This is a genomic window from Shewanella sp. HL-SH5, from assembly GCF_051163755.1.
Classification (GTDB): Bacteria; Pseudomonadota; Gammaproteobacteria; order Enterobacterales; family Shewanellaceae; genus Shewanella; species Shewanella glacialimarina.
Genome location: NZ_CP195038.1, coordinates 2,363,997 through 2,377,042, shown reverse-complemented (window position 1 = coordinate 2,377,042; position 13,046 = coordinate 2,363,997). Strand labels below are relative to the sequence as shown.

General features: G+C 40.4%; 9 protein-coding genes and 1 pseudogene. 5 read left to right on the top strand and 5 right to left on the bottom strand.

The features are described from left to right. Positions 1–44: 44 nt before the first annotated feature. Positions 45–905 carry a LysR family transcriptional regulator gene (locus ACRWQM_RS10410; RefSeq protein ID WP_434929924.1) on the top strand — a complete coding sequence of 287 codons (861 nt, stop codon included), beginning with the start codon at positions 45–47 and terminating at the stop codon, positions 903–905. Positions 906–974: 69 nt separating this feature from the next. Here the strand turns inward: ACRWQM_RS10410 and ACRWQM_RS10405 are convergent, their stop codons facing one another. Further along, positions 975–1,346: a diacylglycerol kinase gene (locus ACRWQM_RS10405; RefSeq protein WP_434925911.1), complete on the bottom strand. Its 372-nt coding sequence runs from the start codon at positions 1,344–1,346 to the stop codon at positions 975–977. A 127-nt stretch (positions 1,347–1,473) separates the two neighbouring features. On the opposite strand from ACRWQM_RS10405, the gene ACRWQM_RS10400 reads away from it, so the two are divergent. Further along, a complete protein-coding gene (locus ACRWQM_RS10400; RefSeq protein WP_434929923.1) occupies positions 1,474–2,421 on the top strand; it encodes a DNA ligase in 948 nt (315 codons plus the stop codon). Between the two features lie 50 nt (positions 2,422–2,471). Further along, the gene (locus ACRWQM_RS10395) at positions 2,472–2,963 is read left to right on the top strand and encodes a low molecular weight protein-tyrosine-phosphatase (protein WP_434929922.1); all 492 of its coding nucleotides are present in this window, start codon (positions 2,472–2,474) and stop codon (positions 2,961–2,963) included. Positions 2,964–3,088: 125 nt separating this feature from the next. Here the strand turns inward: ACRWQM_RS10395 and ylqF are convergent, their stop codons facing one another. Continuing rightward, positions 3,089–4,030 (bottom strand): ribosome biogenesis GTPase YlqF, encoded by a 942-nt coding sequence (ylqF, locus tag ACRWQM_RS10390; protein WP_434925914.1) that lies wholly within the window; start codon positions 4,028–4,030, stop codon positions 3,089–3,091. A gap of 104 nt (positions 4,031–4,134) precedes the next feature. Further along, positions 4,135–4,974, bottom strand: coding sequence for an isopenicillin N synthase family dioxygenase (locus ACRWQM_RS10385; RefSeq protein WP_434929921.1), 840 nt, complete (start codon positions 4,972–4,974; stop codon positions 4,135–4,137). Between the two features lie 162 nt (positions 4,975–5,136). Between ACRWQM_RS10385 and ACRWQM_RS10380 the strand changes: the two genes are divergently transcribed. After that, positions 5,137–6,066 (top strand): bifunctional methionine sulfoxide reductase B/A protein, encoded by a 930-nt coding sequence (locus tag ACRWQM_RS10380; RefSeq protein ID WP_434929920.1) that lies wholly within the window; start codon positions 5,137–5,139, stop codon positions 6,064–6,066. A gap of 127 nt (positions 6,067–6,193) precedes the next feature. On the opposite strand, the gene ACRWQM_RS10375 is transcribed toward ACRWQM_RS10380, so the two are convergent. Both ACRWQM_RS10375 and rne read right to left on the bottom strand, forming a co-directional pair. Continuing rightward, the gene (locus ACRWQM_RS10375) at positions 6,194–7,753 is read right to left on the bottom strand and encodes a SulP family inorganic anion transporter (protein WP_434925916.1); all 1,560 of its coding nucleotides are present in this window, start codon (positions 7,751–7,753) and stop codon (positions 6,194–6,196) included. A gap of 202 nt (positions 7,754–7,955) precedes the next feature. Beyond that, positions 7,956–11,299: pseudogene (gene rne / locus ACRWQM_RS10370) on the bottom strand (ribonuclease E). Positions 11,300–12,124: 825 nt separating this feature from the next. On the opposite strand from rne, the gene rluC reads away from it, so the two are divergent. Further along, positions 12,125–13,042: a 23S rRNA pseudouridine(955/2504/2580) synthase RluC gene (gene rluC, locus ACRWQM_RS10365; RefSeq protein WP_434932020.1), complete on the top strand. Its 918-nt coding sequence runs from the start codon at positions 12,125–12,127 to the stop codon at positions 13,040–13,042. Positions 13,043–13,046 lie beyond the last annotated feature (4 nt).

Below are 13,046 nucleotides of genomic sequence, written 5' to 3'. Positions count from 1 at the left end.
TTTTTTAAATCAAAATATTTTATCCATTTCGGTGAAGAATTTTTATGGACACGGATTTATTAAAGACCTTTCTTGAGGTTTCAAAGACACGGCATTTCGGTAAAGCGGCTGAAAATCTTTTTTTAACTCGAAGTGCGGTCAGTTTTAGGGTTAAGCAATTAGAAACCTTGCTTGGGGTGGAGTTATTCGACCGTGTTCGCAATAATATTCACCCAACCCCAGCAGGAGAAAGAATGCTGGGCCATGCTGAAGCCGTGCTAATAGCGTGGGAAAGGGCGAAACAAGATGTTAGTTTGCACCAAGATAACTTGTTACAACTAACCTTGGGTACAGGGCATAATATTTGGGATACTTATTTACAATACTTCTTCCAGCCTTTACATCAAGGATTACCCGGAGTATCACTTCGCACGGAGGTGATTACTCCTCAAGCTATGACTCGACAACTGATTGAGCGAAGTATCGACATCGCGATTAGTTTTGATACCCCAAAATTAGAAGAGGTAGACATAGTTAAGTTAATGGATGTGAGTTTGTGTTTAGTGTGCCATCAAGCGGGGATGACATTAAGTAATATAGACACGATAAATTATATTAAAGTAGATTGGGGGACAGCGTTTAATATTGCCCATGCACAGACTTTTACAATGCTACCGGTTCCGGCTCTTCATACCAGTTCGGCAAGAATGGCGCTCGACTTTTTGCTTAACAATGGCGGCAGTGCATTTTTACCGTACTCATTTATTGAGCCGTATTTAGCATCAAAGCAAGTTTTTTTAGTTGAGCAAGCCGCTACGATTGAACGCAGCGTATATGGTGCTTTTTGGACTGGAAATGAACGAAGAGAGCAAATTGAAAAGGCGCTAAAGCTGTTACAAGCTAAAGGGCCTGTAGCGCCAACTTAACCAAGGCAGAAATAAGCAAGTTAAATTCAATGTAACTTGTGCTTCCTGCTTTTTTTAAGACTGGAATTATTACCAAATTAATGGGCCAATAATAACGGCCCAGCATATCCCACAAAATAGTAAACTGAGAAAAACAGCTGCTGAAGCGATATCTTTGGCTTGACCGCTTAAAGGATGCATTTCACCGCCAAAACGATCAACTACCGCTTCAATAGCTGAGTTGAGTAACTCTACAATTAGCACTAAAAAAACGCCTAATATTAGCATTAAGCGTTCTAATGTGCTGACATCTATGAGCAATGCTACAGGGAGCAAAATTGCTGCTAATGCGAGCTCTTGCCTAAATGCTGCCTCATCCCTAAATGCTGCTTTAAATCCCTGTATGGAAAAGCCTGTTGCTCTAATAACGCGTTTAAATCCATGATTATTTTTAGGTTTCATTCAAGCCTACGTTTTATGTACTACACTAAATTCTTTACTGATTATGCCATTCTTCTTTATATTTGTTAATCAAGTATTCAATGTTGGTTAACTTTTGTAACTAGTTTGGTCATGCAAAGGACTGCTCATGAATAAATTTTTGATTTGTATAACCGCTATCAATAACCAGCAAGTAAATCTAAAACACACTGCCACAAACTACAATTTACTCGGTTATTATCTGATTATGATTATGATTATGATTATTGTGTTAATCATGCATTTTGTTTCTAGTGATGCTCAAGCTGAGGAAGTAATACCTAAACCGCAAATACAATTAGCTAAGTCATTAACGGGGGCTATCCACATTGAGGATTACCTTGTTAGTGAAAAATTAGATGGTGTAAGAGGGTATTGGGATGGGAAACAGCTACTGACTAAAAGTGGCAGGTTAATTAATCCTCCTGCTTGGTTTATTAAGGATTTTCCTAATACCGTATTGGAGGGCGAGTTATGGATCGGTCGTGGACAATTTGAAGCTATATCAGGTCTGGTGAGGCAGGCTGAATCAGATGCTGCCTGGCATAAAGTAAAGTTGATGTTATTTGATTTGCCTTTGTCAGAATTAACTTTTGAGCATCGATATCAGCAATTACAAGTCATTGCCGCTAAATCTGAATATTTAGAAGCAATAGAACAGGAAACTATATCTTCCGAACATGAATTATATCAGCGTTTAAAGCGTGTTGTTGCTCAAGGGGCTGAAGGTTTAATGTTACATCGAAAACAAGCTACTTACGTGACAGGTCGTACAGATAACATATTAAAATTAAAACTTAAAAGTGATGCTGACGCTATAGTCATTGGGCATACTGATGGCAAAGGCAAGTATACCGGCGTGATGGGCGCATTAACGGTGAAAATGCCAAATGGAATTGTGTTTGATATTGGTACTGGTTTTAGCGACCTTCAACGTCAAAAACCACCTTCCATAGGCACATTGATAAGTTATCATCATATTGGCTTTACTAAAAATGGGGTGCCAAGGTTTGCAAGCTTTTGGCGGGTAAGGGATGATGAACCTAAAGAACCGTAAGTTTCTGTGGTTTTAATTATTATTAGTATCAGTATTGGAAAGGTAACCTAATGGTGATCACAGAAGTAAAGTCAGTGTTATTTGTCTGCATGGGCAATATATGTCGCTCGCCAACCGCAGAGGCTGTTTTTAGACAGAAAGCTAAGCAATGTCAACTAGATATAAAAATAGATTCAGCAGGTACGATAGCCTATCACCAAGGTAACTTACCTGATCCTCGCAGTGTGAAAGCCGGTAAGGCTCGTGGGATAGATTTTAGTGGTATTCGCGCACGGCAGGTCACTGAGCAAGACTTTGCTGATTTTGATCTTATTCTTGCTGCTGATGCCGCTAATATGAAAGATCTTGTGACACGCTGTCCGAAGCAATATCGACATAAATTATCAATGATACTTGCGTTTGGTGACACAGGTGTCAAAGACCTTAAAAATATCAAAGATGTACCTGATCCCTATTATGGCGGTGACACTGGATTTGAGCTGGTGATAGATTTACTTGAAAATAGCTTGAGCGCTTTGGCTAAGCTTATTGCAAAAAAATAAACAACACAGTCGGCCATACGTTTTTATTAGCTAATACAATAGATAATTATTGGATTAGCTAATAAAAAAAGCATGAAATTCATGCTTTTTGATTTAACTAATTTTAATAGGGTGGTGAATAATAATTACCCTTGGTGGCGTTTACCAGATTGTTTAAGTTTACTCAGTTCTAGTTTTTTCAATCGGTCAGCTTCTTTCTGAGCAATAATACGTTCAACTTCCACTTTTTCTATTTCGATCATTGCTGGCGTTTCTAAACTCAGTAAGCCAATTTTCCCTGAACGGAATTCGTGTAATAACAGTTCTGATGCTTTATGTAAGTCGATACGTCCACCAGGACGTAATGCACCGCGTTTACGGCCAATCTCTTCCAATAACTCAAAATCAGAGTTTGGTAGATTATCAATTTTATAACGCTCGCAAATTAGTTCTGGGTAGGCTTTTAATAAATACTCTGCTGCAAACATTGCCACATCTTCGTATTCCATAGCGGTATCTTTAATAGCACCTGTTACCGCTAATCGATAACTACTTGCTTCATTGTCCACTTTCGGCCATAAAATTCCTGGAGTATCAGATAATACAATACCGTTGCGTAAGTTAATGCGTTGTTGTTTTTTAGTCACCGCGGGTTCATTACCTGTTTTTGCAATAACCCGTCCAGCTAACGTATTAATAATAGTAGACTTACCCACGTTAGGAATACCCATAATCATGGTACGAATATCTTTTTCAATAATATCGCGATGTGGGACTAATTTACGGCATAAATCGGGGATCATTCTGACCATAGCGGGCTGCAGCGTTGTAATAGCTGATGCTTTTACACCTTGCTCGCGTTCCAAGTATTCAATCCATTGCTCGGTCACTTTGGGGTCGGCTAAATCTGATTTGTTCAGCAGTTTAATACAGGGCTTCCCACCACGTAACTGAGTCACCATGGGGTTTTCACTACTATAAGGAATGCGGGCATCTAGCACTTCAATCACCAAATCGACTTGAGGCATAACCTCTTCAATCTCTTTGCGTGCTTTGTGCATGTGTCCTGGATACCACTGAATTGCCATGATGTTGCCTTTTACTACTGAGTAACAATGCCAATATTGTACCTTGAACCCAAATGAAAAGCATAAAAAAAGCGCCTTAAGGCGCTTTGTGGAAGCTTAATGGTTTAAATTACGCCTAATTCACGCAACCTTTCCATTAAATAACTGTCAGCGGTGTGCCGCTCAGACAGCACCACTTCCGGATTAGGATGAAGAAACAAAGGCAGTGAAATACGTGACTTAGTTTTGTCTGCACCTTGTGGGTTTATTACTCGGTGTGATGTGGATGGAAAATATCCCCCTGAGGCCTCTTGTAACATATCGCCAATATTGATGATGATATTACCAAAGTCGCTGGGTACATCCACCCATTCGCCTTGCTTATTCTTAACCTGTAAACCGGGTTCATTTGCAGCCGGTAAAACGGTAATAAGGTTGATATCCTCATGTGCTGCAGCGCGAATGGCACCTAATTCTTCATCACCTTGCATTGGCGGATAATGTAGAATACGTAGTAGTGTTTTTTGGCTATTACTGATCATTTCTGATAGCTGTATCGAATATTTTTCAGCAACATCTGCTGGTGAATATTGTTCTATCCATCCAAGTAACTCGGCTGCAAAATGATTAGCTTGTTGGTAATATTCTAAAATATTATCTCGCAATGAATCGGGTATACGGCCCCAAGGATAGACGTGAAAATATTCTTTGATATCTTTTACGCTATTTCCTTTTGCAGTTTCAGATACTGAAGCAGGAAAAAAGCCATCTTGGGTTTCAGGTTTAAATAAATACGCTTGTTTCTCTTCGCTATTGAAAAATGCGTACCACTCTTGATAAATTGTTTCGACTAAAGCTTGTTTGATAGGGTGGTTTGATAACACCCCAAATCCAGTTTCATGCAATGATTTTACAAAGCGCTCGGCACTGTCAGGTGCACGATAATCAATCGTTTCTAGTTTCATATTAGTTTCTTATTTGTTTTTGACCCGTGGTAATGGTAACGCTTGTCATAGAATGCTGCAATTTTTTGCGGTTGTTCACGGTCTTTTATGTTGAACGATTAGCGGTTAACTAACGTAGAATGATTCAGTTGGTTGGACCAATGATTAAAGTGGAGATAATGAATGCAAGTATTAACTGAATTTGAAAAGTTTGTCATTGAGCAAAAAGGCACTGAAAGGCCTTTTTCAGGTGAGTATGTTAATCACGATGCCGCAGGTCTATATTGTTGTAAAAAATGTTTAGCGCCATTATATAGAAGTGAACATAAGTTTAATGCACATTGTGGTTGGCCAGCTTTTGACGATGAAATTGCTGGTGCAGTCGATCGCATAATGGATGCAGATGGGCAAAGAGTAGAGATAACCTGTCATCAATGTGGCGGGCACTTAGGCCATGTTTTTGAGGGGGAGCGATTAACCGATAAAAATACTCGTCATTGTGTTAACTCCGTTTCCATGGTGTTTAAATCAACCTCAACTTTAGATGATGAGTCGAGCAATGCTTCAGTGCCTTTGTTAGAGCAAGCTACTTTTGGTGCGGGTTGTTTTTGGTGTATCGAAGCGATATTTTTGGCGCTTAATGGGGTTGAGAGTGTGCAATCTGGTTATGCTGGTGGAGAGGAGATACACGCAAATTATGATGCGGTTTGTTCTGGTAAAACCGGTCATGCTGAAGTGGTGCATATCAGCTTTAATCCTACAATTATCAGTTTTGAAGAGTTATTAGAGATATTGTTTAAAAGCCATAATCCGACAACATTAAATCAGCAGGGCAATGATAAAGGTCCGCAATATCGTTCGGTTATTTTTGCGCACACGGCCGCTCAAGTAGACAGTGCTAATAAGATGATTGATGCTTTACAGCAAGCGCAAATTTGGCCTGATCCTATTGTGACGGAAGTAGCTGCTTTTGATGTATTTTATCCAGCAGAAAACTATCACAATGATTATTTTGCTAAACATGGTGAACAACCTTATTGTCAAATGGTGGTAAAGCCTAAATTTGATAAGTTTAAGTCGCTGTTTGCGGATAAATTGAAATCAGCAATCTAAGTCACTGTTAGCGAGCGCCATGTATATTTAGTTCGTATTTTGTATATAAAAAGGGCGACAATATTAATTATTGTCGCCCTTTTTAGCGATCTTTTATGGATATGCCACACAAGATTTCAGTTTGAATTTATGAATCTAACTTGTCATCAGCGACTTTATAATGCGGATCTTCAATTAAATTAACTTCAACTAAATCACCAGCTTTATGCAATAAAGCCACACAGTCTTGGCTTAAATGACGAAGATGTAAACGTTTGCCTGCATTAACATAACGTTCCGCCAAGGTATCTATTGCATCCAACGCGGAGTGGTCTGCAACCCGTGAGTTTTGGAAATCAACAATTACATCCTGCGTATCATTTTGCGCATCAAACAGTTCAAGAAAATGCGCCACTGAACCAAAAAATAATGGGCCGTTTAAACGATAAACTTTCCAACCATTTTCATCTTCACTGACATCAACATTGATGTGTTTGGCATGTTCCCAAGCAAACACTAACGCCGATACAATAACACCGACAAATACCGCAAACGCTAAATCAGTAAATACGGTAACCGTTGTAACGAGTACGATAACGAAAGCATCATGTTTAGGTACTTTACGCATTACCTTAAAGCTTGCCCATTCAAATGTGCCCAGTACAACAATGAACATCACCCCGACTAAAGCTGCTAATGGGATAATTTCAATGAATGCCGAACCAAATAGAATAAATGCCAACAGAGCAAGCGCGGCAGTAATACCAGATAAACGCCCACGACCGCCTGAGTTAATGTTGATCATTGACTGACCAATCATGGCACAGCCACCCATAGCACCGAAGAAACCACTGGTAATGTTACCCACACCTTGACCAACACATTCTTTATTACCACGACCACGGGTATTGGTCATTTCATCGATAACGGTTAATGTCAGTAATGATTCAATTAATCCCACCGCAGCCAAAATACAGGCATAGGGTAAAATAATGTAAAAGGTATCAAAATTGAATGGCACGCTAGGAATTGCGAAACTAGGTAAAGAGCCTGCAATAGTGGCAGCATCGTTGCCACTCATGGTTTTCAAGAAGTCTAACACATTACGAGTATCCATCTCTAAACCAACAACAATTGCTGTTACGGTTAAGATGGCCACTAATGAAGACGGTATTGCTGTGGTTAATTTGGGTAAGAAGTGGATAATGGCCATGGTGAGTAAAATTAAGCCAACCATAATCATCATAGGTTCTTGTGCCATCCAAACCATGTTACCTGCCGCATCTTTAACTTTAAATTGTCCAAGTTGCGCGAGGAAGATAACAATAGCTAAGCCATTTACAAACCCTATCATGACAGGATAGGGTACTATGCGGATGAACTTTCCCAGTTTAAAGACACCCGCTGAAATTTGGATAATACCCGCAAGTACCACAGCTGCAAATAAATACTGTACCCCGTGTTCTACAACTAATGACACCATCACAACAGCCATAGCTCCCGTTGCACCAGAGATCATTCCTGGACGGCCACCGATAACAGCTGTTATTAAGCCCATGATGAATGCCGCATATAACCCGACCATTGGCTCAACATGTGCAACAAATGCAAACGCTACAGCTTCAGGGATCAGCGCAAGCGCAACGGTTAAGCCTGATAGAATATCTGCCTTACTGCTGGCAGTTTTATGACGAATGATATCGAACATTTAGCCTCTATTAAGTTTATTTTAATGATGATTAAGGTCGTAATCTTAACAAAAATCGTACCACTTCTAAACCAATAATCTGACATGAAGAACAATTAATGAAGTTGATATGATTTGAACAGCGAGGAATTAAGCTTATATCAAAATTAATTTAAAAAAAAAGCCATGCTTTAGCATGGCTTTAACTTATTAAACGACTTTGTTATGACTGTGGTTTAGTCATCTCAGCAGTTGCGCTATTAGCAAAATTTGATTTTGCGGCAGCTGGCTTGTCTGTTTCAGCGTAGCTTTTACCTTGAGGTACAGCTTGCTGCTCACGAACTTCAACCGTAGGCTTAGTTGTAGTTGAACTTACCATTGAACCAAAACGACTATTGCTGGCAGGTTTTGGTGCCACAACAACTTCAGTTTTGGTTTGCTCAGCTTTCGGCTCTACAGCTTTCTCAACCACTTTACGCACTATTGGGGCCGGCTTTGCCATAGGCGCGTTAACTGCGGCTTTGGTTGGCTTTGCTTCCGTTGATTTTGACTGCACTCCTTTTACGGGTGTAATAACTTCAGCTTCTTTAGTGACTTCAGCTTTTACCGCAGGTTCAGAAACTGGTAACGCCTCAGTTGTTACAGATACTGATTTTTCAGCAGCAACAGGAACAACTTTAGTTTCAGCTTCGACTTTAGCTTCAACTTCAACTTTACTTTCAACGATAGGAGCTGTTTGTACTGCTTCAACCCTTGTTGATTCAGCAAATGCTTCTACTTTCACCTCAGTAACCTCAGCAACTGATGTGTTAGCAGCTTTACTCTCTAACACTGGTTCAGCCTTTGCAGTAGGTTGATTAACGTCCGCTGCTGTAGCAGCTTGAGTTTGTGCTAGCTCTTCGGTTAACTGTCTATCAAGTTCATCAACAGGTGTGAACACTGGCGCGGTATCAGAAGAAGCACCTTCGTCATCATCACGGCGGCGGCGTTGACCTGCTGCACGAAGATGACGTGGACTGCGGCGGCTGCGACGCTGACCTTCACGTTTATCATCATCAGACTCATCAGTTTCAGACACTGTTTCGGTTACGCTAACCGTTTCATCTGCTGGTATAGTTGCAGTTGTTGCTGCAGTTGTTGCTGCAGTTGTAGTTGGTACCGTTGGAGCAACAGCTTCTACAGTTGCTGCAACACTAGTGTCTACTTTTAACTCAGCTGTTTCTTCCGTCGCTGCGGTTGTAGTTTGTTCAACTGTCGCTGATTTATCGGCTGGTTGGTTATCAGCAGGTTTTTCTTTACGAGGCTGACGCTTACGCACAGGCTTACTATCTTTAGCTGAATTGTTAACTTCAGAATTAGCTTCAGCATTAACGTTAGCTACCAACTCATTTGTCTCAACATTATTAACATCACTTCGCACATCTTTAGCTAAATCCGTTGGTGTGGATTCATTAGGCGTAGTGGTTAACAGTGTTTGGTCATTAGTTTGCTCATTCTCAATGCGTACTTTTCTGCGCATATTACGGCGCTGACGACGTTCACGTGCAGCTTCCTGTTTAGGTGTTTTTTCAGCCGCAACAGTTTTGGTCGGTTTATCGTCACTGACTACCGGTTTGCTAACAGGTTCGGGTTTGTTAGCTGTTTTAGTGTCATCTTTGTCACGACTAGGCTTATTACGGCCACGAGTATTCTTGTTATCAGTTGTTGTCGAATCTTTATCGTTACGTTTGCGACGAGTATCGTTACGGCTGTCGTTGCGACTTTCATTACGATTATCACCGCTATCATTACGGCGGCTGCGACGAGGGTTAGTTTTATCTTGTGTTACCGCAGGCTTAACTACAGGCTTTTCTTTTGTTTCAGTTTCATCACTGCTAAAGAAAGCACTAATTGCAGATGTAATGCGGCTGAATAAACCAGGTGTAGCAGCAACTACAGGCTTAACTGGAGCAGCTTTAGGTTCTTCAACGGTTTTTTGCGGTGCAGCAAAACCTTTTAAAGCTGGCTCTGGTGCTAAGGTACGCTCTAATTTACGTGGCTCGTACAATTCTGATTTAGGTGCTTCAACGCGCTTAAAGCTTGATTCGGTGATTTCATCATCATTTTTACGGCGGATCACTCGATATTCAGGTGTTTGCATGTGCGCATCAGGAATAACATACACTTCTACACCATGACGTTCTTCGGTAATGCGAATGGCTTTACGTTTTTCGTTAAGTAAAAACGCTGCAACATCAACCGGAACAATGGCTTCGATTTGAGTGGTATGCTCTTTAATGGCTTCTTCTTCCATTAAGCGTAAAATCGATAATGCTAAAGATTCGGTACTACGGATAGTACCTTGGCCATGACAGCGAGGACATAAATGTGCAGCAGACTCTTCTAAAGAAGGGCGCAAGCGCTGACGCGACATTTCCATCAGACCAAAACGTGAAATACGACCTAATTGCACTCGTGCGCGGTCATGATGCACTGCATCACGCATGCGATTTTCCACTTCACGTTGATGACGAACAGGCGTCATATCAATAAAGTCGATAACCACTAATCCACCCAAATCACGTAAACGTAATTGACGGGCAATTTCGTCTGCCGCTTCAAGGTTAGTATTTAATGCCGTTTCTTCGATATCACCGCCTTTAGTGGCGCGGGCAGAGTTAATATCGATAGAGGTTAATGCTTCTGTTGGGTCAATAACAATTGAACCGCCAGAGGGTAAACGAACTTCGCGCTGGAAAGCTGACTCAATTTGAGATTCGATTTGGAAATGGGTAAATAAAGGTACTTCAGAATCGTACATTTTGACGCGTTCAAGGAAGTCTGGACGAACTAAGCCAATATGTAATTTAGCTTCTTCATAAATACGTGGATGATCGATGAGAATTTCACCAACATCACGACGTAAATAGTCACGAATTGCGCGAACAATAACATTACTTTCTTGATGAATTAAGAAAGGAGCACCTTTTGTTTTAGACGCTTCTTGAATAGCATCCCAGTGATGCTGTAAGACTTTTAAGTCCCATTTTAATTCAGTTGATTCTTTGCCTACACCCGCAGTACGAACAATTAAACCCATGCCATGTGGCACTTCAAGTTCAGACATCGCTTCTTTTAATTCAGTACGCTCATCACCTTCAATGCGACGAGATATGCCACCCGCGCGCGGATTGTTTGGCATTAATACTAAATAAGACCCCGCAAGACTGATAAAGGTGGTTAAGGCAGCGCCTTTGTTGCCACGTTCTTCTTTATCGATTTGAACGATAACTTCTTGACCTTCCTGCACCACTTCTTTGATGTTAGGACGACCTTGAAAAGAGTAACCTTTAGGGAAGTATTCGCGGGCAATTTCTTTTAACGGAAGAAAACCATGACGATCAGCACCATAGTCAACAAATGCAGCTTCTAAAGAGGGTTCTACGCGGGTGATTTTACCTTTGTAAATATTTGATTTTTTTGTTCATGGCCTGGGCTTTCAATGTCCAGATCATACAATTGTTGCCCATCTACTAGGGCGACACGCAACTCTTCAGATTGAGTTGCATTAATTAACATACGTTTCATGATGACGTGATTCTTCTATAAAGGTCATCAAACAACAATTATTTGCATTACGGGCCTGCGAATAGTTTAGCAGCCTCACGGCTTGTTACAGGCTATATAGGCGCGCAGTACGACTGTTAAACGCATTCTCTGCGTGTCGCGGCCTAATTTATGGCTTATTTTCTAGTGTTTACAAAAACAAGGAATCCGTTGCATTAACAACCAACCCCATAAATATCAGTTTCTTCCAGTAATGCCTAATCGAATCGGTTGTTTGATAACAAGCTAAAATATTGTTCGAATTTGGCGGTTGAAATCAGGCAGTTTTTACATTTTTTTAGACTAAACTTACGGTTTAATTATAAACACATAATAATGACGTGTTTTAAAAACTTATAATTTGTAAATCAATGATTTGCTACCGATAAAGCTCATGTGTAAATTGCACTGAATTTCATTAATTGAATAGGTTGTGAACAGTTTATCCACGGTTTGTCCTCATTCAATGCGCAAATATAGCAATATTAGCTAAGTTCGGCAATCAAAAGCCTATAATCTTTTAAGTGATAATTGTTTCAGTTACCTATTATGGGGTGTTGTGCAATGGATTGCTGTGTTACTGATGCAATTTCTTATTTCCCTTTTCTTTGAAGGCAGCCACTTGTTATTCATTTAAACGTCATTCATGCGTACGGTAGTGGTTTGTAAAACAGCATTTATATAAGAGAGTATGATTGTCCTGTGCTTGTGATAGCCAAGTTTTATTGAAATAAGCTACAATAGCGACGTTCTCACAAATTGGCGCATCATGAATACTGAAACTACCCCCAAGTTCACTTCGTCACCATAGACGAAGATAATGTTGAACAACGAATTGATAATTTTTTATTAACTAAGCTTAAAGGCGTTCCTAAAAGCATGATTTATCGAATCGTGCGAAAAGGTGAGGTGAGAGTTAATAAGAAGCGAATTAAACCTGAGTATAAACTTCAAATAGATGATGTTGTTCGTATTCCGCCGGTCAGAGTGGCAGAAAAAGATAATCGTACAGCACCGTCACCTAATCTATCTAGAGTCTCTCAATTAGAAGAGCGAATTATTCATGAAGATAAGTTTCTTATCGTATTGAATAAACCCGCTGGGATTGCTGTACATGGAGGCAGTGGGGTAGATTATGGCGTGATTGAAGGTTTGCGCTCGCTACGACCTCAACAAAAGTTTTTAGAACTGGTGCATCGTTTAGATAAAGATACCTCAGGCGTCTTATTGGTGGCTAAAAAACGCAGCGCGTTAAAACACCTACATGAGCAGCTACGCAGCAAAACAATGCAAAAAGATTATTTGGCATTAGTACGTGGCGATTGGCAGGCTAAAGACAAGGTCATAAAAGCTCCTTTACTAAAAATTACCTTAAAATCGGGTGAACGCATAGTTAGGGTGAATCCGGAAGGAAAAGAATGCGAAACGCGTTACCGGATTATGCAACGCTTTGAAGGCGCAACGTTAGTAAAAGCAAGCCCAGTGACAGGGCGAACTCATCAGATCCGAGTTCACTGTCAATTTGCTGGTCATGCTATTGCTTGCGATGATAAGTATAGCGAGCAAAAGTTTGACGACAGTATGCGTGCAATTGGCTTAAATCGTTTGTTCTTACATGCTGCAGAATTGAAGTTCACCCATCCTGAAACCGATACCACAATGCAAGTCAGTGCGCCGTTGGATGATGTGTTGTTACAAACACTAGAAAAACTCAAAAAGATTTAATATT